24 protein-coding genes and 1 rRNA gene are annotated in these 23,711 nt (G+C 47.0%); 24 read left to right on the top strand and 1 reads right to left on the bottom strand.

Going from position 1 to position 23,711, the window contains the following annotated elements:
- Positions 1-5: 5 nt before the first annotated feature.
- From rrf to rsmI, 10 genes are all read left to right on the top strand, one after another.
- Positions 6-122, top strand: a 5S ribosomal RNA gene (gene rrf / locus KNO95_RS14165).
- A gap of 73 nt (positions 123-195) precedes the next feature.
- The gene (locus KNO95_RS14160) at positions 196-1,614 is read left to right on the top strand and encodes an aminotransferase class I/II-fold pyridoxal phosphate-dependent enzyme (RefSeq protein WP_214704417.1); all 1,419 of its coding nucleotides are present in this window, start codon (positions 196-198) and stop codon (positions 1,612-1,614) included.
- A 3-nt stretch (positions 1,615-1,617) separates the two neighbouring features.
- On the top strand, positions 1,618-2,256 hold the full coding sequence (tmk, locus tag KNO95_RS14155; RefSeq protein WP_214879436.1) for a dTMP kinase: 639 nt from the start codon (positions 1,618-1,620) through the stop codon (positions 2,254-2,256).
- Entirely contained in the window at positions 2,256-2,585 is a 330-nt protein-coding gene (locus tag KNO95_RS14150; RefSeq protein WP_026824765.1) for a cyclic-di-AMP receptor, read from the top strand. Before tmk ends, KNO95_RS14150 begins: the two co-directional genes overlap by 1 nt.
- A gap of 14 nt (positions 2,586-2,599) precedes the next feature.
- Positions 2,600-3,592, top strand: a complete 993-nt coding sequence (locus tag KNO95_RS14145; protein ID WP_026824766.1) for a DNA polymerase — start codon at positions 2,600-2,602, stop codon at positions 3,590-3,592.
- A 6-nt stretch (positions 3,593-3,598) separates the two neighbouring features.
- Entirely contained in the window at positions 3,599-4,429 is an 831-nt protein-coding gene (locus KNO95_RS14140) for a PSP1 domain-containing protein (RefSeq protein ID WP_026824767.1), read from the top strand.
- Positions 4,430-4,452: 23 nt separating this feature from the next.
- Positions 4,453-4,788 carry a DNA replication initiation control protein YabA gene (yabA, locus tag KNO95_RS14135; RefSeq protein ID WP_012727746.1) on the top strand — a complete coding sequence of 112 codons (336 nt, stop codon included), beginning with the start codon at positions 4,453-4,455 and terminating at the stop codon, positions 4,786-4,788.
- Positions 4,789-4,848: 60 nt separating this feature from the next.
- On the top strand, positions 4,849-5,586 hold the full coding sequence (locus tag KNO95_RS14130) for a tRNA1(Val) (adenine(37)-N6)-methyltransferase (protein ID WP_214879434.1): 738 nt from the start codon (positions 4,849-4,851) through the stop codon (positions 5,584-5,586).
- The gene (locus KNO95_RS14125; protein WP_214704426.1) at positions 5,579-5,857 is read left to right on the top strand and encodes a GIY-YIG nuclease family protein; all 279 of its coding nucleotides are present in this window, start codon (positions 5,579-5,581) and stop codon (positions 5,855-5,857) included. The genes KNO95_RS14130 and KNO95_RS14125 overlap by 8 nt, the downstream gene beginning before the upstream one ends.
- The gene (rsmI, locus tag KNO95_RS14120) at positions 5,829-6,698 is read left to right on the top strand and encodes a 16S rRNA (cytidine(1402)-2'-O)-methyltransferase (RefSeq protein WP_214879432.1); all 870 of its coding nucleotides are present in this window, start codon (positions 5,829-5,831) and stop codon (positions 6,696-6,698) included. The genes KNO95_RS14125 and rsmI overlap by 29 nt, the downstream gene beginning before the upstream one ends.
- A gap of 16 nt (positions 6,699-6,714) precedes the next feature.
- On the opposite strand, the gene KNO95_RS14115 is transcribed toward rsmI, so the two are convergent.
- The gene (locus KNO95_RS14115) at positions 6,715-7,008 is read right to left on the bottom strand and encodes a transition state genes transcriptional regulator AbrB (protein ID WP_012727742.1); all 294 of its coding nucleotides are present in this window, start codon (positions 7,006-7,008) and stop codon (positions 6,715-6,717) included.
- A gap of 330 nt (positions 7,009-7,338) precedes the next feature.
- On the opposite strand from KNO95_RS14115, the gene metG reads away from it, so the two are divergent.
- From metG to KNO95_RS14045, 14 genes are all read left to right on the top strand, one after another.
- Positions 7,339-9,300 (top strand): methionine--tRNA ligase, encoded by a 1,962-nt coding sequence (gene metG / locus KNO95_RS14110; protein WP_214701480.1) that lies wholly within the window; start codon positions 7,339-7,341, stop codon positions 9,298-9,300.
- 51 nt (positions 9,301-9,351) lie between these two features.
- A complete protein-coding gene (locus KNO95_RS14105; RefSeq protein ID WP_214879430.1) occupies positions 9,352-10,119 on the top strand; it encodes a TatD family hydrolase in 768 nt (255 codons plus the stop codon).
- Positions 10,116-11,402, top strand: a complete 1,287-nt coding sequence (locus tag KNO95_RS14100; protein WP_214704440.1) for a 3D domain-containing protein — start codon at positions 10,116-10,118, stop codon at positions 11,400-11,402. The genes KNO95_RS14105 and KNO95_RS14100 overlap by 4 nt, the downstream gene beginning before the upstream one ends.
- The gene (gene rnmV, locus KNO95_RS14095) at positions 11,395-11,955 is read left to right on the top strand and encodes a ribonuclease M5 (protein WP_214704448.1); all 561 of its coding nucleotides are present in this window, start codon (positions 11,395-11,397) and stop codon (positions 11,953-11,955) included. The genes KNO95_RS14100 and rnmV overlap by 8 nt, the downstream gene beginning before the upstream one ends.
- Entirely contained in the window at positions 11,952-12,830 is an 879-nt protein-coding gene (gene rsmA / locus KNO95_RS14090; RefSeq protein WP_214701484.1) for a 16S rRNA (adenine(1518)-N(6)/adenine(1519)-N(6))-dimethyltransferase RsmA, read from the top strand. Before rnmV ends, rsmA begins: the two co-directional genes overlap by 4 nt.
- A gap of 82 nt (positions 12,831-12,912) precedes the next feature.
- Entirely contained in the window at positions 12,913-13,149 is a 237-nt protein-coding gene (locus KNO95_RS14085; protein ID WP_026824776.1) for a Veg family protein, read from the top strand.
- Positions 13,150-13,249: 100 nt separating this feature from the next.
- Positions 13,250-14,113 (top strand): 4-(cytidine 5'-diphospho)-2-C-methyl-D-erythritol kinase, encoded by an 864-nt coding sequence (gene ispE, locus KNO95_RS14080; RefSeq protein WP_214704455.1) that lies wholly within the window; start codon positions 13,250-13,252, stop codon positions 14,111-14,113.
- 73 nt (positions 14,114-14,186) lie between these two features.
- Complete coding sequence (gene purR, locus KNO95_RS14075; RefSeq protein WP_026824778.1) at positions 14,187-15,011, top strand: pur operon repressor; 825 nt, start codon at positions 14,187-14,189, stop codon at positions 15,009-15,011.
- A 140-nt stretch (positions 15,012-15,151) separates the two neighbouring features.
- Entirely contained in the window at positions 15,152-15,451 is a 300-nt protein-coding gene (gene spoVG, locus KNO95_RS14070) for a septation regulator SpoVG (protein ID WP_026824779.1), read from the top strand.
- A 184-nt stretch (positions 15,452-15,635) separates the two neighbouring features.
- Positions 15,636-16,991, top strand: coding sequence for a bifunctional UDP-N-acetylglucosamine diphosphorylase/glucosamine-1-phosphate N-acetyltransferase GlmU (glmU, locus tag KNO95_RS14065; RefSeq protein WP_214704464.1), 1,356 nt, complete (start codon positions 15,636-15,638; stop codon positions 16,989-16,991).
- Between the two features lie 45 nt (positions 16,992-17,036).
- Positions 17,037-17,993, top strand: a complete 957-nt coding sequence (locus KNO95_RS14060; RefSeq protein WP_012727731.1) for a ribose-phosphate diphosphokinase — start codon at positions 17,037-17,039, stop codon at positions 17,991-17,993.
- Positions 17,994-18,049: 56 nt separating this feature from the next.
- Positions 18,050-18,607 carry an aminoacyl-tRNA hydrolase gene (gene pth / locus KNO95_RS14055; RefSeq protein ID WP_214704466.1) on the top strand — a complete coding sequence of 186 codons (558 nt, stop codon included), beginning with the start codon at positions 18,050-18,052 and terminating at the stop codon, positions 18,605-18,607.
- Between the two features lie 45 nt (positions 18,608-18,652).
- Positions 18,653-22,180, top strand: a complete 3,528-nt coding sequence (gene mfd, locus KNO95_RS14050; protein WP_214879427.1) for a transcription-repair coupling factor — start codon at positions 18,653-18,655, stop codon at positions 22,178-22,180.
- Entirely contained in the window at positions 22,164-23,711 is a 1,548-nt protein-coding gene (locus KNO95_RS14045) for a polysaccharide biosynthesis protein (protein WP_214879424.1), read from the top strand. Before mfd ends, KNO95_RS14045 begins: the two co-directional genes overlap by 17 nt.

Here is a 23,711-nt window from a genome sequence, read left to right as displayed (position 1 = left end):
AAAAGTCTGGTGGCGATAGCGAGACGGCCACACCCGTTCCCATGCCGAACACGGAAGTTAAGCGTCTCAGCGCCGAAAGTAGTTGGGGGATCTCCCCCTGTGAGGATAGGACGTTGCCAGGCAAACGTAGAAGACGATCAAGCATACGCTTGATCGTCTTTTTTTTAATATTCAACAATTTAGGAGGAATAACAAATGGCTCCTTCTCGGAAAAACCCTTTTACGTTTCTAGAGACTTTAGAACAGCATGTACGTGAACGTCGCGTGTCTTTTCATGTACCGGGTCATCACAACGGTACGGTGGGCAATGATGGATTACCGAGTGCATTCGCAAGAGTCATGCCTTATGATCTGACTGAATTACCACATTTAGATGATTTGCACGATGCTTCCGGGATTATCGAGCAAGCTGAAACAGCACTAGGTAACCTGTATGCGAGTAAAAGTAAATGGCTTGTCAACGGATCGACCGTTGGAAATTGGAGTATGCTTGCGGCAACGGTAAAACGTGGGGAACGCGTATATGTGCAACGGAACTCACATAAGTCTGTTTGGAACGCGATTGAATGGTTAGGATTAAAACCGGTTTTATTAATGCCTATGATTGAGCGTGGTACAGGTATTCCAACAGTCGTAACGCTAGAAACGATTGAACAAGCCGTTCAAGAATTCCCTGGAGGGCGGGCCGTCATGTTGACGTCTCCTACGTATTATGGAGATATGGCTGACATTCGTGCAATTTCGGATTATTTGTCTCATTTAAACATTCCGTTGCTTGTCGATGAAGCACATGGCGCTCATTTGATTCACCCACAGTTGCCCCAGCGTTCTGCAATCTTTGAAGGAGCGAGCGCGGTGGTACAGTCCGCACATAAAACGTTACCTGCCTTAACGATGGGAGCTTGGATTCATTATAAAGAAGATATCGATGAAGTTCAGTTGAAACATGCGTTATCATCCTTTCAAACATCGAGTCCATCTTATCTTATTATGGCTTCATTGGATTATGCACGTTCCTATTTAGAAAGTTTAACGGATGAAGCATGGTCTTCTATTCAGAAAAGTCATGTATCTTTCGTGCTTGAATTGAAACGTGCAGGTTTTTCGGTAAAAGTCGGGGACGATTTCACAAAAGTGACCATCATGACATACCCGAAAAATGGATTAGTCTTTTGTGAGCACCTTGCATCAATTGGAATAGACATCGAATTGGCTGCAGTTGACCACGTGTTATTGTGTCTACCATTAAGGGAAATAAACAAACAGGAAATTGAGCATTGGGTCACATTGATGAAAAAGGCTGCGACTCATGTGCCAATAATCGATGAGGATGAAACCATCTTCCCGTTCCCTTCAACACACCGGGTATCTGAACTGTATACGATGGCAGGGGATGAGCTAATACACCGTGTATCCTTTAAAGAGGCTGTCGGATCGATTTCAGCAGAGACGGTGATTCCTTACCCGCCGGGCATCCCATGGATTTTGAAAGGAGAGCGAATTACAGAAGAGAAAATCCGTGTACTCCTGGAATGGATTTCTTTAGGGAGGAAGCTTCAAGCCGGTAAGCATGTTATGATAGAGCAAATTGACGTTATTGTAGAGGAGTTTTAAAAAGTGAGCGGAATGTTTATTACAGTTGAAGGACCCGATGGATCAGGAAAATCCACACAACTTCAATTATTAGTCGAGAGCCTGAAGCAAAAAGGGTACGATATCGTTGTTACCCGTGAACCTGGAGGAACAACTGTCGGAAACCAGATTCGGGAAGTATTATTATCTCCGGACTATCATGAGATGACACCACGAGTTGAGATGATGCTCTACGCCGCTTCGAGAGCGCAAAACGTGGAACAAGTAATCCGTCCTGCATTAGAGAGAGGTGCGATTGTGCTTTGTGATCGATTCATCGATGCATCTATCGCCTATCAAGGATATGGCTTACAGTATGACCTCGATCAGATTCGGTCACTGAATGAGTGGGCAACAAACGGTTTAACACCCGATTTGACATTTTTGTTTGATTTGAGGCCGGAAAGAGCGAATGAACGAATGAAAGATCGTGGACAACTTGACCGGATTGAAAGTCGCGATCAGACCTTCCATGAGCGTGTCTACAAAGGATTCCAAACTTTACTCAAACAGTACCCCGAACGTATCATTCGAATTGACGCTGATCAATCGATTGAATGCATTCAAGATGAGGTACTTGACTATACAATCGAACGACTACAACAAGGAGGCGTAAAAAGATGATGAAAATGGTGATTGCAATCGTACACGATAAGGACAGCGCACGTTTGTCCGACGCATTAGTTGAACGAGATTTCCGCGCAACGAAATTAGCCACGACAGGTGGATTTTTAAAAGAAGGAAATACAACATTTATGATGGGGATTCCGCAAGAACGTCTCGATGATTTGATGGATGTGATTCAATCAAATTGCTCGAGTCGTGATCAAATGATCACGCCAATCTCACCGATGGGAGGACATGCCGATTCGTATATTCCTTACCCTGTCGAAGTACAAGTCGGAGGTGCGACTGTTTTCGTCTTGCCGATTGAAGGATTCCATCAGTTTTAATGGGAGTTGGGCATATGCGTTTTCAGGAATTACATGAGTCCCAAACAGTGGTGGCTCAAATCATAAAAAATTCAATCGTTTCAAATAAAGTGGGCCACGCGTACATCTTTTCGGGGGACTATGAGCCATTCTTAATTGACACGGCTACGTTGTTTGCGAAAGCGTTATTTTGTGAAACCCCGCAAGGAGCTGAACCGTGTGGACTGTGTCGAAACTGTCGACGTATGGATTCAAAAAACATCGTGGACTACATCGAAGTAGAGCCGGATGGAGCCAGCATTAAAAAAGAGCAAATTCAGCAATTGCTCAGTGACTTGTCGTTACGAGGAGCTGAAGGAGATCGTCAAGTTTACGTTATTCATCAAGCGCATAAGATGACGACTCAAGCCGCGAATAGTCTATTGAAGTTCTTTGAAGAACCGGGTGTCGGAAAGCTTGCTATTTTAGTAACGACACAACCTCATCTACTCCTTCCGACGATTCGTTCGCGCGCTCAACAACTCGCTTTTCGCCCAATCGACCGTGCGCAATTGGCACAAACCATGTCGGAAGAACTGTCTTGCACATATGATTTGGCATACCTTGCCTTAACCGTTTACCCAAAATGGGATGATGCGAAAGAAGCACTTGGACAGGAGTGGTTTGTACAGGCGTACGGGCTAGTGGTACAATTAATTGAAGTATTGACGAAACGACCTCAAGAGTTGCTCTTGTTTGCACAAGAAAAATGGTTAGGACATTTCAAAGGACGAAATGAGTTACGGGTTGGCCTTGAGTTATTCGAACACTGGCTAGAGGAGGCACTCCATTTAAAAGTGCGAGATACGTATGCTCCGAAGCTATTTAAGAATGAGGTTGCTTTATACAACGCATTTATCCAAAATCGATCTGTCTCTAAACTCACACATGCGATTGAAAGTGTGCATGCGGCCATTCGACGACTCGAGGCAAACGTCAATCCTCAATTAACGTTCGAACGACTTTCGTTCGATTTGCAGAAAGGATAGAAGCGTGTGCTTGAAGTAGTTGGAGTCCGTTTTAAAGAAGCGGGAAAAATCTATTACTTTTCACCAGGCGATGCAACGCTTAAACGCGGGAACCATGTCATCGTTGAAACGGTACGTGGAATTGAGTACGGTGAAGTTGTCCAAGTCGATAAACAGCTCGGCGAAGACGAGGTTGTTATGCCGTTGAAGACAATCCTTCGTGTCGCTGACCAAAAGGATGCAGATATCGTACGCGATAATCGACTGGCAGCCGTTGATGCTCACGCCGTCTGTGAAGAAAAAATTCGAGAGCATCAACTAGATATGAAACTAGTCGATGTTGAGTATACATTTGATCGTAATAAAGTAATCTTTTATTTTACTGCCGAGGGTCGCGTCGATTTTCGAGAGTTGGTAAAAGACTTGGCTAGTGTGTTTCGAACACGGATCGAACTCCGACAAATCGGTGTTCGTGACGAAGCGAAGTTACTAAGCGGGATAGGACCATGTGGTCGAGTTCTTTGTTGTTCGTCATTTCTTGGGGAGTTTGAACCTGTCTCCATCAAAATGGCTAAAGATCAGAATCTCTCGTTAAATCCGAACAAGATTTCTGGGGTATGTGGTCGTCTGATGTGCTGCTTAAAATATGAGAATGACACATACGAAGAATTGAAACGTGATTTACCAGACGTCGGCAAGCGAATCAAAATTCCAGAAGGTGATGGTCGGGTAATCGGTCTCAATATTTTGGACCAACTCATTCAAGTTGAGCTCCACGATCGGACGCGAGTCGTCACATATACAATTGATGAACTCGTTGAGGTGGGTGCGATTAAACGAAAACCGTCAAAACAGTGATGGGGTGCTGAGCAGTGGAAAGAATGGACAAAAAAGAAGTGATGATGCGTGTAGATGCGATTGAGCAACAGATGCAACTCTTAACGGAGCACTTAGGCGTGCTAAAAGAACAGCTCGCTTATTTGCTTGAAGAGAATCAGCATATGTATCTAGAGAATCATCACTTGCGCGAAAAAGTCGAACAATTGGCAGAAGTTGATACGACAAATGGCGATTCACAAATCGCATTGTCGGGGAAAGGGCAGAACAACTTGGCTGCGCTTTATCAAGAAGGCTTCCATATTTGTAACCTCCATTACGGACAGGTACGAAAAGATGGGGACTGTCTCTTCTGTTTGTCGATGCTCAATAAACATTAATACGGGGCGATAGATAGGGGTTCCCTATCCATCGCCTTTCTTTTGTAGAAGGAGGAAATGATGGTAACGGTAAAAGATGGAGAACGCCTCGATGATTTACTCGGACGTCCAGGTAAAATCATTCAGAGTGATGATGTGTTCTCATTTTCATTAGATGCGGTACTGCTTGCAGAGTTTGTATGGGTACCGATTCAAAAAGGTCAGTTAGTCGATTTGTGTGCCGGTACCGGAGCAATCCCACTCTTTTTGTCATATCGTACAAAAGGGACCATTACGGGTGTGGAGATTCAATCGAAGTTAGTCGATATGGCGAATCGAAGCATGGCGGTCAACCGTCTCGAAGAGCGGATTCGAGTGGTGGAGGGCGATGTGAAAACGGTAGCGACACAGCTTGGACATGCGCGATATGACGTGGTGACATGTAATCCTCCCTATTTTTTGGCAAATGATACTTCTCTGCGGAATCAGAATGAGCATCATACAATTGCGCGCCATGAGGTATTGTGTACATTGGAAGATTGCGTTAAAACAGCCAGTCAACTCGTCAAACCAGGAGGGAAAGTGGCGTTCGTGCATCGGCCAGAACGTTTACTGGATATCCTGACGTTGATGCGTGCGTATCGAATTGAACCAAAACGAATGCAACTCGTTTACCCGAAAGCGGGACGCGAGGCGAATACCTTATTAATCGAGGGATCGAAAGATGGAAAAGCAGGTCTTAAAATTTTACCGCCATTTGTTGTATATGAAGAAGACGATACGTATACAGAAGCGATGCGAGCGATTCTCGATGCCTAAACACTATACGTACATCTTGGAATGCGGTGATGGAACGTACTACACGGGCTACACGACAGACGTGGAAAAGCGACTTCTTGCCCATAATGGCGGGAAAGGTGCGAAGTATACGAAAGCGCGACTGCCTGTCCGACTTCGATATGTACAATCGTTTGAGACGAAGCGAGAGGCCATGCGATACGAATGGTCCATCAAGCAATTGACCCGAGCACAAAAAGAGAAGTTGATGGAGGGGACGACCAATGAATTCACAGAAGAGTTACCAAACTGAACAACCGACGTTGTATATTGTACCGACACCGATTGGGAATTTGGAGGACATGACGTATCGAGCGGTACGAACCCTTCAAGAAGTCGATTTAATCGCAGCGGAAGACACACGTCAGACGATGAAGCTTTGCCGTCACTTTGAGATTCCAACAAAACTGATTAGCTATCATGAGCACAATAAAGAAGTGAGTGGACCGAGACTGATTGACGACCTGTTGGCAGGGAAGTCGATTGCAGTCGTATCGGATGCTGGGATGCCTGGGATCTCAGACCCTGGGAGCGATCTCGTTCGATTAGCCATTGAGGCAAACATCCCGGTGGTCGTCTTACCGGGTGCCAATGCAGCACTCACAGCACTCGTCGCATCCGGTCTTGCGACAGAGCGTTTTCTCTATTACGGCTTTTTACCGCGTAAGAAGAAAGACCGCGTTGACGTGTTGGAATCGATTCAATATGAACCGGGCACCGTCATTTTCTATGAGGCCCCTCATCGATTGAAAGAAATGTTAACGGCGGTTCGACAAGTGTTTGGGAACCGACAGATCGTATTGGGTCGAGAACTGACGAAAACGTTCGAAGAGTTTTTGAGAGGGACGGTAGATGAAGCCTTACAGTGGTGTGAAGGCGAGGTACGCGGTGAGTTTGTCGTCCTTGTGAGCGGAGCAACGGAATCGGCCCCTACGACTACGTGGTGGGAGGCGCTTTCTGCATACGAGCACGTGGTCCATTATATAGAAGAAGGACAAAAACCAAACGCGGCAATCAAACAGACGGCGAAAGACCGTGGGGAATCCCGAAACGATATATACGATGCGTACCATCAACTGCATAAAAAAGAGTAAGCAAGGAAATCCTTGCTTACTCTTCGCTGTAGTAGTTTTCGAGCATGTTCTTCAATTCAACGAGAACACGTTGTGCACCTTCTGGTGACAAGATGAGTTTGCCGTCTGCCAATTTGAAGTTATCGTCCGATACTTCGCCTGTAACTTGGCAAGTCATGTTCGGCTTATATTTTTTCAAAACGATTTGATCGTTGTCGACGTAAATCTCGAGAGCATCTTTCTCTGCAATTCCGAGTGTACGGCGCAATTCGATTGGAATAACGACACGACCAAGTTCATCAACCTTACGTACAATACCTGTAGATTTCATTTGTGTTTCCTCCTCCAATGGTGTCGAAATCTCGTGGTGACATGAATCGTCAAAATTCGACAATGTGACTACAGCAAAAAGCATACTAAACTTTCCAATTGCAGTCAACTGCTTACTATCTGGAAAAGTAAATTTTCGAATTTTGTCGAATTGAGAACGATATATACCTAAATTTCCCCGATAGTTTGAACTTGAAACAAAGAAAGGGTATTTTTGGAACATTTATGACGAAGAAAACGCAAAAAAATTCCAAACAATTAGGTTTGGAAATTCTTTTGTCGAACCGTGTATAATGGAAATTGCATATGTCGAAAGGATGGAGAATAAATCATGGCGAAGCCAACTTTTTATATTACAACCCCAATTTATTATCCGAGTGCGAAATTGCACATCGGTCACGCATATACCACGGTAGCAGGTGATGCGGTTGCGCGCTACAAACGCTTAAAAGGATTTGACGTCCGTTATTTGACAGGAACGGATGAGCATGGGCAAAAAATTCAAGAAAAAGCGAAAGAAGCAGGCGTGACGCCACAGGCTTTCGTTGATGAAGTCGTTGAAGAGATTAAAGTTTTATGGGATCGTCTTGAAATTTCGTACGATGACTACATTCGTACGACAGAAGACCGCCATAAGAAAGTGGTCGAACATATTTTTGAGACGTTACTTAAAAATGGGGACATCTATCTTGGTGAGTATGAAGGATGGTATTCAGTTCCGGATGAGACGTACTACACAGAGTCACAACTCGTCGATGGAAAAAGCCCTGACAGCGGGCATCCAGTCGAGCTTGTGCGCGAAGAGTGCTACTTTTTCCGTCTTAGCAAATACGCGGATCGCTTGATTGAATACTTTGAGTCACATCCTGAGTTTATTTTGCCGGAATCTCGTAAAACCGAGATGATCAATAACTTCTTGAAACCGGGACTCCAAGATTTGGCAGTTTCGCGTACTACATTTGATTGGGGCGTACAAGTCCCATCGAACCCGAAACACGTCGTTTACGTATGGGTCGATGCGCTCACGAACTATATTTCGTCACTCGGGTATGGGACAGACAATGACGAGCTCTTCAACCGCTATTGGCCGGCAGACGTACACTTGGTTGGAAAAGAAATCGTCCGTTTCCATACGATTATTTGGCCAGCTCTCTTAATGGCGCTTGACCTCCCGTTACCGAAGCAAGTGTTTGCGCACGGGTGGCTGCTTATGAAAGATGGAAAGATGTCGAAATCAAAAGGAAACGTGGTCGATCCGATTCCATTGATTGACCGCTATGGGCTCGACTCTGTCCGTTACTATCTTCTTCGCGAAGTGCCGTTCGGAGCGGATGGCACGTTCACTCCGGAAGCGTTTGTTGACCGTTTGAACTTCGATTTGGCAAATGACCTCGGGAACTTATTGAATCGCACCGTTGCGATGATTAAGAAGTACTTTGACGGAAACATTCCGGCCTATAACGGTAATGTCACAGCGTTCGATGCGGAACTGTTAAATATGGTGAAGGAAACGACACGCAAAACGGAAGAAGCCATGGAGCACATGGAATTTTCGGTCGCACTCACAAATATTTGGCAGCTCGTCAGCCGTGCGAACAAATACATTGATGAGACACAACCGTGGGTTCTCGTGAAAGATGAGTCGAAGCGTGAAGAACTCGCTTCTGTCATGACACACCTTGCGGGCGTTCTACGTCACGTGGCTGTTATGATCCAACCATTCATGACACGTGCCCCGAAAGAAATGTTCCGTCAACTCGGGCTCGAGGGAGAGGATATGTCTTGGGAGGCACTCGATACATTCGCGGACTTTAACAATGCGGTTGTGACGGACGGGACGCCAATTTTCCCACGTCGTGATGTGAAGGAAGAAGTGGATGCAATCCAAGAAATGATGCGTCAAGCATCAAAAGCACGGATTGAAGAAACGGAAACGGCGTCAGTGGAAGAAGTCGATGAAGACGTTCGTCCTGAAATCACGATTGATGTCTTTGATCAGGTCGAATTCCGTGTAGGTCAAATCGTGGAAGCCGATAAGATTAAAAAAGCGAAGAAACTGTTGAAACTTCAAGTCGACCTCGGGAAAGAGACGCGTCAAATCGTGTCTGGTATTGCTGAATGGTATGCCCCTGAAGATTTGGTTGGCAAGAAAGTCATCGTTGTCGCAAACTTGAAACCGGTCAAACTTCGGGGAGAACTGTCTCAAGGGATGATTTTAGCGGCAGATCGTGATGGAAAGCTAGAACTCGCAACGGTGTCAGACCAGATGCCGAACGGTGCCATCGTCAAATAATGGAATGGGGGAGACCGCGGTCTCCCTCTCTTTTTCTAAGGAGGAAACAAGATGTTGATTGATACACACACGCACATCAATGCAGAACAGTTCAACGAGGATGTGGGAGAGACAATCGAGCGGGCGAGAGAAGCAGGAGTATCTCCGCTACTTGTCGTCGGATTTGATACGCCGACCATCGATCGGGCAATCGAGTTGGCAGAAGCGCATGAAGACATCTATGCCATTGTGGGGTGGCATCCGGTCGATGCGATTGATTGTAAAAATGCGGATTTGGCACGGATTGAAGCACTTATGAGTCATCCGAAAGTGATGGCACTCGGTGAAATCGGTCTCGACTATCACTGGGACAAGTCGCCGAGAGACGTGCAACAGCGTCTCTTCCGCCAACAAATTGCCATCGCAAAGCGGACTAATATGCCAATTGTCATTCATAATCGAGAAGCGACGGCTGATGTGCTCGATATTTTGGAAGAAGAGCATGCCGAGGAAGTCGGTGGTGTGTTCCATAGTTATAGCATGTCCGTTGAACTCTTGCCTCGCTGCTTAGATTTGAACTTTTATATTTCATTGGGAGGGCCGGTCACGTTTAAAAATGCGAAGGTTCCGAAGGTAGTCGCACAAGAAGTACCATTGAACCGTCTTCTCGTCGAAACGGATTGTCCTTACTTGACCCCGACCCCGTTCCGTGGAAAACGGAACGAACCGGCATACGTTAAATATGTAGCGGAAGAGATTGCGTCACTTCGAGACATGGCATTCGATGAACTGGCAGAAGCGACGACAGCTAACGCGAAGAAGCTGTTTCGACTTCCATGATTAAACGTGTGCTAGCTAGTATAGGTGTTATCGTGACCGCTTCTGTGGCGTATGTCATGCTACAGCCTGAAGTAATCAAGGTCGTCGATGACGGTGTCGTGATTGAGCATGAGACAAGGGCAGATTCCGTTCTCGAGGTGCTTGAAGAATTAAACATCACGTTAGATGAGACGGATTACGTCACACCAGCACTGAGTGGGGATGTACCGGAAGACCGTCTGATCCGGATTGAGCGTTCACATGAGGTGTCACTTCAAATTGGGTATGGACAAATCGAGTCGATTCAAACGCGCGAAAGGACCGTGGAGGACGTGTTGTTGCGCTACGGAGTGACCGTGCGGGATGGAGACACCGTATATCCGTCCGTGCGTACACCGGTGGCGAATGGGATGACGATTCGTTATCAACCGGTTGTTGCGGTGAATTTGATTGTCGGGCAAGATGCGTTGACGATCTACACGATGGCAACAGACGTTAAACAACTGTTAACAGAAGAGAACATCGATGTGACGGAAAGTGACACGGTCATACCAGCCCTGTCGACATCCATTCGTGAAGGATTGACGATTACGGTCAATACGAATCGTGACGTTGTTCAATATGAGAGCCAGTTGATTCCGTTTGAGGTGGTTGAGGAAGAGGATGAGACGCTCGACGAAGGTGTGAAGCAAACGGTACAAGTCGGGGTTCCTGGACTTGAACGGACAAGGTATGCACTTACTGTGGAAAATGGTACAATTACAAATCGTACGAAAACGGAAGTGGAAACGTTGCGTAAAACGACGCCGCAGATCATCAAAGTGGGAACGAAGGAAGTCGTGGAATCGACTACCGAGCCGACGACTGCGGATGAATCGAGCCCGTTTATACCGGAAGCCGAAGTGGAGATTGTCGAGGCGCCCAAAACGGATGACGTGTTAGATTTCTCATCTGCGAAACAATTGCTTGTAGAAGCGACCGCTTATACGAACAATCCGGAAGATACGGTGACATATAACGGGCGCGTGCTGACAAGAAGTGGATATGATGTGACGGACACGATACTGTTTGAAGGAATGCGGATTATAGCGGTTGACCCTGCTATCATTCCACTCGGGACCCGCGTATACGTTGAAGGGATTGGTATGGCGATTGCCCTTGATACAGGAAGTGCGATCAAAGGTCAAAAAATCGACATCATGATGGATGAAAAGGAAGAGGCCGTGACGTTTGGTCGTAAGCCGCTCACCATCTGGGTGATTCCGAAACAAGAAGAAGAGAAAGAAGGATCAGACAATGCGTGAGAAAATACAAGAAATCATCGTCGTAGAGGGGCGTGACGATACGGCGCGACTTCAAGAGGTATTCGATGTCGATACGATTGAGACGAACGGCTCTGCCGTGTCTGATCAGACGATCGAACGAATTCGTCGTGCACAAGAAAAACGGGGGGTCATCATTTTGACGGACCCCGATTACCCGGGGGACCGGATTCGAGCAATCGTCGAGGAGCGGGTCAAAGGGTGTAAGCATGCCCACCTGCCTCGTGCCGAGGCAAAGGACAAACGTGGGAAAATTGGTGTAGAACACGCGAATCCTGAGTCGATTCGTCGCGTCTTGCGTTCGGTATTTGAACCGCGTGTCGAAACAGATCAACCGATCGTTACACGGAAGATGGTATTAGAGGCTGATTTAATCGGAGGTACAGCGGCTGCGACGCGTCGGAAACGGCTCGGCGTACTGCTTCGCATCGGTGAGCCGAACGCCAAACAATTTGTCAAACGGGTCGAGGCGCTCGGCGTCACGATTGAAGAGTGGGAGCAGGCACTTGCTCAATTAGAGGAGGAACAGGGTTGAAAGACATTGCAACAATCCAACGAACGAAATCAATTTTAGAGCGCCACGGTTTTTCATTCAAAAAATCGCTAGGTCAAAACTTTTTAATCGATTTAAATATTTTAAGTAAGATTGTCGGTGCAGCAGAACTGAGTGAATCAAGCGGAGTACTCGAGATTGGTCCCGGGATCGGTTCGCTAACGGAGCAGTCGGCCAAGCGCGCCAAAAAAGTCGTGGCGCTTGAGATTGACCAACGTCTTTTACCGATTCTCGAAGATACGATGTCACCGTATCCGCACGTGAAAGTGATTCATGGGGATGCTTTAGAATTAAATTTACGTGAAATCGTCGAGCAGGAATTTTTAAATGAAGGTATTGAAGATATATCCGTTGTCGCAAACTTGCCCTACTACGTTACAACACCGATCATCATGCGATTGCTCGAGAGTGGTGTGAAATTCCGTTCACTCGTCATGATGATTCAAAAAGAGGTGGCAGAACGGATTGGTGCAAAACCTGGAACGAAGGCATACGGTTCACTATCGATTGCGATTCAGTACTACGCGGAGACAGAAGTCAGTTTTATCGTTCCGAAAAACGTATTCATTCCAGCGCCGAACGTCGATTCGGCCGTCATCACGCTTCGAATGCGCAAGGAGCCGGCTGTACAGGTGAAGGACGAGGCCTTTTTCTTTGATGTCGCGCGCGCAAGCTTCGCACAACGTCGTAAAACCATTCTGAACAACTTGACAAACTATATTGGAAAAGAACATAAAGTCGAACTCGAACGCTCACTTCATGAGGCGGGAATCGATCCAAAGCGTCGAGGAGAAACGTTGAGCCTAGAAGAATTCGCACGATTATCTGACACAATTTTACCACTTAAAAATAGTTGACGACCTTAAAACTAGTCGTTATAATATAAATCTTTATTTTCATATTTAAATATGCTATACTTGTAACAGTGAGGTGAAGCGTATGCCAAAAACGTTACAAGAAATCAGACAGAAACTCGAATCGCATGTTGGTGAACGATTGACGTTGAAAGCAAACGGCGGTCGTAAGAAAGTCGTTACTCGGTTTGGAACGCTCGTTGAGACATATCCTGCGGTCTTCGTTGTGAAATTAGACGAAGAGTTGCACAATGTTGAGCGTGTCTCGTATAGCTACGCTGATGTCCTAACGGATACAGTTAAAATTGAATTCGGCAATTGATTTATAAATGAGGGGCGGATGCATTGGCAGCTGCTTCTTTTTTTGTGCGCCTGTTTACGGTACAATGTCGAACAGGAGACAAATGGGAAGGGTGAACGTGATGCGCACGATTAGTGTGAAAGCGCCGGCAAAAATTAATTTGACGCTCGATGTTCTCGGAAAGCGTTCGGACGGCTATCATGAAGTAGAAATGATAATGACGACAGTCGACTTAGCAGACCGTTTGGAGTTGACAGTTCTAGAATCGGATGAGATTCGGATTCAATCGGAACATGCCTATGTGCCGAATGATCATCGAAATTTAGCATATCGGGCAGCGGAGTTGTTGCGTGAGCGTTTTAATATTCAACAAGGTATCGAGATTGTGCTCGATAAACAAATTCCAGTAGCTGCTGGTCTTGCCGGTGGATCGAGTGATGCGGCGGCAACGCTTCGCGGGATGAACGAACTGTTCTCATTAAACTTGTCATTAGAGGAACTAGCGGAGCTCGGTGCGGAAATCGGGTCTGACGTGTCATTTTGTGTCATCGGGGGGACGGCGATTGCCCGAGGGCGTGGAGAACGGTTAGAAATGATTCCTGCGCCGCCACCGTGTTACGTTGTGCTCGGCAAACCAAAAATCGGGGTCTCAACCGCAGATGTGTATCGGGCTGTGCGTATGGATGAGGTCCATCATCCAAACACTGAGGCTATGGTGGAAGCGATTCATCAGAAAGATTTTCACGGAATTTGTGAAAACCTCGGGAATTCGCTCGAAAGTGTGACGCTCAAACTTCACCCGGAAGTAAAACAAATCAAAGAGACGATGCGTCATTGCGGGGCGGAAGGTGTTCTCATGAGTGGAAGTGGACCGACTGTCTTTGCGTTGATTGAACACGAGCAAAAAGCGCACCGAATCTATAACGGTTTAAAAGGATTTTGCCCAGAAGTGTTCGTCGTTCGGATTCTCGGCAAAAGACATTGAACAAAAACGAATGAAAGTGATATATTTTCATTAGAACATTCGTTTATTAATGAAGAAGTGAAGGAGAATCCGTATGAAAATTCGTAGGAGTGGTCGTCTCGTCGATATGACCCGTTATTTGCTTGACCATCCGCATCAGCTTGTCTCGTTGTCGATGTTTTCAAGCCGTTATAAAGCTGCAAAGTCCTCGATCAGCGAAGATCTTGTCATTGTTAGTGAAATGCTGTCTCATGATGGAATTGGTAAGCTTGTTACCGTTCCTGGTGCGGCCGGTGGTGTTATGTTTATTCCAGGATGGAGTAAAGACAAATCACTTGAGATGATTGATACGCTCTGTGATCAGTTATCAAAACCTGAGCGTCTATTACCGGGTGGATACCTCTACTTAACCGACGTGTTAGGTAATCCAAGCCAGGTGAAGCCGATGGGTCAAGTTTTTGCGTCTGTGTTCGCAGACCGGAAAGTTGATGTCGTCATGACCATTGCGACGAAGGGAATCCCGATTGCTTATGCCGTTGCCGAACAATTAGGTGTCCCATTTGTCATCGTCCGTTCGGATAGTCGTGTCACAGAAGGATCGACTGTCAGTATCAACTACGTATCTGGTTCATCGAAAGCAATTCGTACGATGGCACTTGCACGCCGAAGTCTGCCACGCGGTGCGAATGTACTTTTGATCGATGACTTCATGAAAGCCGGGGGAACAATTCGTGGGATGATGAGTCTCTTGAATGAATTCGAGGCAAACCTTGCGGGTGTCGGTGTGTTGATGGAAGCTGAAGGGGCCGAGAAGAAGATGGTCAGCGAATACGTCAGTTTGATGAAATTGACAAATGTTGATTCAGACGAGGGTCTCGTCACCATTTCACGGGGGAATGTGGAACAGTTCCTAAATTGATTGGCAAAATTTTGATTTCGTTTTATGATTAGAGGGTATAGAGTTATCAATATGGAGTCATGACGTTCGTTTGAAACTAACTGAACCTTGCAGAAGACCACACCATGGCGTAGACAACGACGATAAAGGGGATGCGAAACATGCAGATCACAGACGTAAAAATTCGCAAAGTCGCGACAGAAGGCAGAATGAAAGCATTGGCCTCAATCACACTTGACCATGAATTCGTTGTACATGACCTTCGAATCATCGAAGGGAGTAGCGGTCTATTTGTCGCCATGCCGAGCAAACGGACACCAGAAGGTATTTTTCGCGATATCGCGCATCCGATTAATGGGGAGATGCGACAGAAAGTTGAAGCAGCTGTTTTGGAAACCTATTCCAATATGGGTGTGGACGTCCTTGACCCACAACAAGTGTCTTACGGTATGAATGAATGACAGGAAACGGCGGTTAGGTTCCCTACCGCTGTTTTTTTGCGTTTCAATGGTTAAGGAACGGTACAACTATTGAAACGAAGGCACGGTTTCGATATAGTAGAAACGGTGTAAATAGGATTTAGTTACAGATAAGCCGAACTATACAGACCAATCACAGCTGTTGTGAGATAGGAGCGAATCAAGAATGGAGCGTTTTGCAGTCATTTTGGCAGCAGGAAAAGGGACGCGAATGAAGTCGAAGCTTTATAAAGTACTTCATCCGGTTCTAGGGAAACCAATGGTTGAGCATGTTGTCGACCAGTTAGACCAAATCGGTGTCAGTCGTCAAATCGTAATCGTTGGCCATGGGGCGGAAGCGGTACAAGATACGCTCGGCACACGAGTAGAGTATGCGGTCCAAGAACAACAACTTGGAACGGGACATGCTGTTCAAATGGCAGAAGCAGAGCTTGCGGGTAAATCAGGGGCGACACTCGTCGTCTGTGGAGATACACCGCTACTTACAGCGGAAACGTTAGAAGCCCTTCTCGCTCATCATGAAGCGCAACAAGCGAAAGTCACTGTACTGACTGCGATTGCCGACGACGCGACAGGATACGGTCGTGTGATTCGTGGTGAAGATGGGAACGTGACAAAAGTCGTGGAACATAAAGATGCTTCTGAGACAGAGCTCGCCATCAATGAAATCAATACGGGTACGTACGTGTTTGATAACGAATTGTTATTCGATGCACTTAAACGAGTCGGAAACAATAATGCACAGGGTGAATATTACTTACCTGATGTCATCGCAATCGCAAAAGAATCGGGCGAAGTGGTAGCGGCGCATACAGCACCGACGTTTGATGAGACAATTGGGGTCAATGACCGCGTGGCCTTGTCACAAGCGGAAGCGATCATGCGGAAACGGACGAATGAACGTCTCATGCGTGAAGGGGTTACATTTATGGATCCTGCATCGACATACATTTCTCCAGATGTGGTGATTGGTTCGGATACGGTCATTTATCCGGGGACAGTCATTCTTGGGAAGACGACAATCGGCTCGGAATGTGTGATCGGTCCAAACTCGGACATCCGTAACAGTGTGATTGAAGACAATGCCGTTGTTCGCCAGTCTGTCGTGACAGACAGTCGGGTCGGTGAAGAGGCTCAAGTCGGACCTTTCGCTCACTTGCGTCAACAAGCTGTTCTTGGCGCGAACACACGCGTCGGTAACTTTGTTGAGATTAAAAAATCAACGTTCGGTGATGGTGCGAAAGCTTCGCACTTGAGCTATATCGGGGATGCCTCGATCGGTGAACGTGTCAACTTAGGATGCGGATCGATTACGGTGAATTATGACGGCAAAAATAAGTTTGAGACAGTCGTAGAAGACGATGCATTCGTCGGCTGCAATGTCAACTTGATTGCCCCTGTAAAAGTCGGGAAAGGTGCGATTGTCGCAGCCGGCTCGACGATTACAAATGATGTACCGGAAGAGGCGCTTGCGATTGCACGCGAACGCCAAACGAATAAAGAAGGTTACACAAAACGATAACTTGCTGCCAGTCATTATGGAAAACGATGGAGGAGAATCCTAAACATGTCTACTGTATACGAACGAGAAATTCGTCTATTTAGCTTAAACTCGAACCGCCCGCTTGCTGAAGAAATCGCGAAAGAAATTGGTGTCCCGCTCAGTGATTGCCAAGTCAAACGTTTCAGCGACGGTGAACTCTATATTAACATCGAGGAAAGTGTTCGTGGAGATGATGTGTATGTCATCCAATCAACAAGCTCGCCTGTAAACGAAACGCTCATGGAATTGCTCGTCATGATCGATGCACTCAAACGTGCTTCTGTCCGTACGATTAACATCGTGATGCCGTATTACGGGTACGCACGTCAAGACCGTAAAGCACGCTCGCGTGAACCGATCACAGCGAAACTTGTCGCTGACCTTCTTACGGTAGCGGGTGCGACACGCGTCATCACGATGGATTTGCATGCAGCGCAAATTCAAGGATTCTTCAATATTCCGGTTGACCAATTACTCGGTGTACCGCTCATCTCGACTTACTTTGAAACAGAAGAGTTTCAAGCGAAAGATATCGTGGTCGTTTCTCCAGATCACGGTGGCGTGACACGCGCACGAAAATTGGCAGAACGTTTGAAAGCACCGATTGCCATCATTGACAAGCGTCGTCCGAAAGCGAATGTCGCTGAAGTCATGAACATCGTTGGAAGCGTTGAAGGGAAAACAGCGATTTTGATTGACGACATCATCGATACAGCGGGTACAATCACTCTTGCTGCAGATGCCATCGTCGAAGCGGGCGCGAAGGAAGTATATGCGTCTTGTACGCATCCGGTTCTTTCTGGTCCAGCGATGGAGCGCATCGACAACTCATCGATCAAAGAGTTGGTTGTCCTAAATACCATCGATTTGACGGGTCGCCCTTGCTCGAGCAAGATCAAGCAAATGTCGGTTGCCCATTTACTTGGGGAAGCGATTATGCGCGTACACGAGCATAAATCGGTCAGTACCCTATTCGATTAAAAAAACGAGGCCCGGAGGCATTCGCCTTTGGGCTTTTTTGTTCAGGAGGAAATGATATGAAATGCATCGTCGGTCTTGGAAATCCCGGGAAAAAGTTTGAGATGACGCGACACAATGTCGGTTTTTTAGCGATTGATCGTCTCGCAGAAAAGCATGGCATCTCGCTGAATGAGGCGAAGTTTAATGCCCTTATGGGAACGGGAAGAATCAATGGTGAACGCGTTGTACTCGTGAAGCCGCTTACGTATATGAACTTGTCGGGTGAAGCGGTCCGTCCCATTTTAGATTATTATAAGATTGAGATTGACGACTTATTGGTGATTTATGATGATTTGGATATGGTTCCCGGCAAGCTTCGCTTCCGTCCGAAAGGAAGCGCGGGTGGTCATAACGGAATCAAATCACTTATTCAACATTTAGGAACCACTGAATTCAAGCGATTGAAGCTTGGTGTCGGTCGTCCCCCGCATCCGATTAAAGTTGTCGACTGGGTGTTGATGAACTATCGGAAAGATGAGTTATCGGAGTTGAACGAGACAATCGACAACGCCGTAACTGCAGCAACTGATTTTGTAGATACAGATTGGCTAGCACTGATGAATCGATACAACTAAAGGGTCATCGCACCCTTTTTTGTCGTATGAGTTGGAGGAAAACAAATGAATGCTTTAGAAAGATTTATGGTGGCGCTCCCTGAGACGAATGTCATTCGCGAGCGGCTACAAAAAGTGGACCGTCAATTGGTAACGGGTCTGACGACGAGCGCGAAAGCTCTTGTCTTAGCAGGACTCGTGAAATCGTCAGCGAGACGCCTCGTCGTCGTGACACACAATATGTATCAAGCACAAAAAATGTTTGATCAACTTGAATCACTCATCGGCCCTGATCAAACACTGCTTTATCCAATTGATGAGACGCTAGCAGGTGAACTATCACTGACATCTAGTCCGGAACTGTTGGCCGCCCGAATCGATGCCCGTACCCGTCTCCTTGACCAAACAGGAGGCGTTGTTGTCGTGCCACTCGGTGGATTACGACGTTACATGCCGAGTCCAAAAGCATGGCAAGACAGCCGCGTTATGTTGAAGCCTGGAAGTGATCTCGATTTAGCGGATTTTGCGAAACAATTGTCAGGGATGGGGTATGAACGGACGGCAACTGTAACGACGCCAGGGGAGTTTTCCGTACGAGGTAGCATATTAGACGTTTACCCGCTCACAGAAGCGCGTCCATATCGAATTGACTTGTTTGACACTGAAATTGATTCGATTTTTACGTTTGATGCCGAAACCCAACGTTCGCTCGGGGTGATAGGGGAAGTGTGTATTACGCCTGCAACGGAGTTTGTTGCGACTGAGGAACAGCTGAAACAAGCGGGTAGCGCTCTTCGCAAGCAATACGACAGAACGGTGGAATTGATTACAAACGATGTGATTCGTCAGGCGCTCGATGAAGGAGTCGTGACGGATATCGAACGTTTAGAGCGTGGTGATTTCCCAGATAAAGTAGGAAAGTATTCGCCACTTCTTTATACATCAACGCTTCTTGATTACGTAGGAAAAGACGCCGTACTCATTTTGGATGAAGTGGCACGAATTGATGACGCCGCGGATGTGCAGGACCGGGAAGACGCCGAGTGGTTCTCTTCGCTCATCGAAAAAGGGGAAGCGGTCAGTAACTATACGCTCGCTGTCCCAATGCATAAAGTGTTCCTTGACTTGAAACAAGTGGCCTTCTCATTATTGCCGTCTCGTCGTTCAGGTATACCTGAGACCGACACGGTTCATTTGAGCTGTCGTCCGCTACCGGCATTTCACGGACAGATGCACTTATTGAAACAAGAAGTGGAACGTTGGCAACAAGGTGATCAACGAATTGTCGTGCTCGCGGGAGATCGGTCGCGTGCAGATAAAATAACAGCACTTCTTTCAGACTATGGCATTTCCTCGACGTTTACGAATGTCGATGGAGAGTTAGAGCCGAGACGTGTGTCCGTCATTATCGGTCAAATTGAAGGTGGGTTTGAATTATCTACGAGTCGTCTTGTCGTTGTATCAGAAGAAGAACTGTTCAAACGTGTGACGAAACGGAAACGTCAGACGAAGAACTTGACGAACGCGGAACGAATCAAGAGTTACCAAGAGTTGAAGCCGAACGATTATGTCGTCCACGTGCACCATGGAATCGGAAAGTACTTAGGCATCAAAACGATTGAGGTCGGTGGGATTCATCAGGACTACTTGCATCTCGTCTATGCTGGTGACGATGCCCTTTACGTACCAGTCGACCAAATTGATCTCGTGCAAAAATATGTCGGGGCAGAAGGAAAAGAACCGAAGATTTATAAACTGGGTGGCACGGAATGGAAGAAGGTCAAATCGAAGGTCGCTAAATCGGTTGAAGACATTGCCGATGAGTTGATTAAACTGTATGCGGCACGAGAGGCCTCGGTTGGTTTTGCGTTTCCGTCGGACGATGAAGAGATGAGTCAGTTTGAATCTTCATTCCCGTACGCTGAAACAGAAGATCAAGTTCGCTCGATTGCTGAAATCAAAGCAGATATGGAACGCTCGCGTCCGATGGATCGTCTCTTATGCGGAGATGTCGGATATGGGAAAACGGAAGTGGCGATTCGGGCGGCATTTAAAGCGGTACTCGCCGGAAAGCAAGTCGCATTTCTTGTCCCGACGACCGTCCTCGCCCAACAGCATTATGAGACGATGCTCGAACGATTCAGCGAATTTCCAATCAATGTGTCGGTCATGAGCCGTTTCCGCTCGAAAAGTGAGATGACCGCGACGAAGAAGGGCTTGAAAGAAGGGACGATTGATATTGTCGTCGGTACACACCGCGTGTTGTCTAAAGACGTAACGTTTGCCAATCTTGGTCTCGTCATCATCGATGAAGAACAACGGTTCGGCGTTAAACATAAAGAACGTTTGAAACAACTGAAGACGAATATCGACGTGCTCACGTTGACTGCCACACCGATTCCGCGGACGCTCCATATGTCGATGATTGGAATCCGTGACTTGTCCGTATTGGAAACACCACCTGAAAATCGATATCCGGTCCAAACATATGTCATGGAGTATGACGGGATCGTCTTGCGTGAAGCTTTAGAGCGTGAACTCGCTCGTGGTGGGCAGGCGTTCTTCCTCTATAACCGTGTCGAAGGTATCGAACGAAAAGCGGAAGAAATTCGTGCCCTATTACCGGACGCGCGTATCGCGACGGCACATGGACGGATGACGGAGAGTGAGCTCGAGAGCCAATTGATCAGCTTTTTAGAAGGAGAGGCAGATATTTTAGTCTCGACGACAATCATCGAGACGGGAATCGATATTCCAAACGTCAATACACTTATCGTCCATGATGCTGACAAGATGGGGTTGTCGCAGCTCTATCAACTTCGTGGTCGTGTCGGACGCTCGAATCGAATCGCCTACGCGTACTTCACCTATCGAAAAGATAAGCGATTAACGGAAGTCGCCGAAAATCGACTTCAGGCCATTAAAGAGTTCACGGAGCTCGGAAGTGGCTTTAAGATTGCGATGCGGGACTTGTCGATTCGGGGTGCTGGTAATTTGCTAGGTGCACAACAATCAGGGTTTATCGATTCGGTCGGTTTCGATCTGTACTCACAAATGCTCTCCGAAGCAATCGAGGAGCGGAAAGACCGAATGCGTGGACAAGCAAAACAAGTTGTATTCAAGCCGGAAATTGCATTCCAAGCGGATGCGTATATCCCAGATAATTATTTGTCGGATAGTGAATTAAAAATCGAGATGTACAAACGTTTCAAATATGCGGATACGCCAAGCGCATTATTCGCCCTTCAAGACGAATTGATTGAGCGATTTGGTGAATTCCCTGAACCGGTCGCGCTTCTCATTCAACTGACGCGCTTACGTATTTACGGAGAACTGGCAAAAGTGAGTCGGATCAAGCAAACACCGGGACGCATTGAAATCGTCTTATCAAAAGAGTCGACAGCTGCACTTGATGTATCATCCTTCATGGAATGGACAATGCCGCTCGGTCGCAAACTTGGGGTGGGTCAAGAAGATGGGGCGTTGAAACTATCGCTCAGTGGCCGTGTCCCCCTAACAGAGCTCCTAAATGATGCCGATACTGTATTAGAGGAACTGACGAAGCGGTTGGTAGGCGATGCAGTCGCCAAGTAAATTTGCGCAAGGTGTCGTCTTGTTCGCCATTGCCGGCTACGTGTCGAAACTGATTAGCTTCGCTTATCGTGTCCCGTATCAAAACTTAGCGGGTGACTTCGGGCTCTATGCCTATCAAACCGTCTATCCATTCGCTGCGATCGTGGCTTCACTCGGGATTTATGCGATGCCAGTCGTTATTGCGAAAATTGGTATCGGGACAAAAGGGGAAAATCGAAAGTTGGAAGTGCTATGGGGGAGCTTTTATGCGCTGTTTCTACTATCGATTGTCCTCGTTGTTACGGTATGGGTATTCGCACCGACCCTTGCCGGATGGCTAGGAGATGAGCAGCTGGCACCGGCACTCCGGGTGATCAGTTTAAGTTATTTACTTATGCCAGCCTCGGCCGTATTACGTGGCGCTTTTCAATCGAGAGATGACTTACGACCGAGCGCATGGTCACAAGTGCTCGAGAACTTTGTCCGCGTCACAGTCATGCTGTCGCTATTATGGATCGGGGTACGACTCGGAAAAGATGCATATACGCTTAGCCAATATGCGTACGGTGCGACGCTCATCGGTGGAATCGTAGCGATTGTCTTTTTGGTCTATCGAACGCGTGGTTTGCAGATTGTGAAGGTGCGACGAGCCACGTTTCGAAGAGGGATGCGTCTCTTATTGACGACGGGTTTCGCGGTTGGATTCGCTTCGCTCGGGATTCTATGGATGCAACTTGTCGACTCTTTCACCATCGTCAATTTGATGGGGGGGACGTATGACGCGAAGGTGAGCAAAGGAGTGTTTGATCGGGGATACCCGCTCGTCCAATTCGCCATCTTGTTCACGACGACCATCGGGATGGCCAATGTGCCGATGCTCGTCCGTCATTATCGGGCGGGACATCTACAAAAGACGACACAAGGACTCCGTTCGATGATTCGGGTGACGACTGCGATTGCTGGTGCAGCGACGATCGGCTTGATAGGGGTCATGTTCTTCTTGAACGTGGCACTATTTGAAGATGAGTCAGGAACACAAGCACTTATGTTTTTAGCTACAAGTACGTTCGCTGCCTCTTTGGCGATTGTAAGTATGACTTGTTTGCAGGCGATTGATCGAGAATGGGTCGCCGCTCGTAGTATGGTCGTCGCGATTTTGGTGAAGAGTGTGACGAATGCATGGCTTGTCCCAATCTATGGGATTGAGGGGGCGGCAATTGGTACCTCGATCGGCTTTTTGGCGATGGCATTCTATAACTTTAAAGCGCTCGACCGTTCGATTCCGCTCGGCTCGTTTCGGTCGAAACATTACAAATCGCTATGGAAAGTCCTGGTACCCATGATATTCCTCATTGCCGTGTTAAACTGGGTTGGTCAGATGTGGGTCGATTCAAGAATCACTGCTTTCGGATGGTTGATCGGGATGGTGAGTAGCGGGGCCGTCCTCTATATATGGAGATTATGGAGCACACGGATGTTGTCACTTGCGGAATGGGAGTTGATTCCGTTCGGAAGTCGTCTACTCGATGTGCTCGAGAAAAAGGAGAACTGA

This window comes from Exiguobacterium sp. ERU653, from assembly GCF_018617775.1.
In the GTDB taxonomy this organism is placed as follows: Bacteria; Bacillota; Bacilli; order Exiguobacteriales; family Exiguobacteriaceae; genus Exiguobacterium; species Exiguobacterium marinum.
Note: the sequence above shows the minus strand (reverse complement) of the source record. Positions and strands in the feature narration are given on the sequence as shown.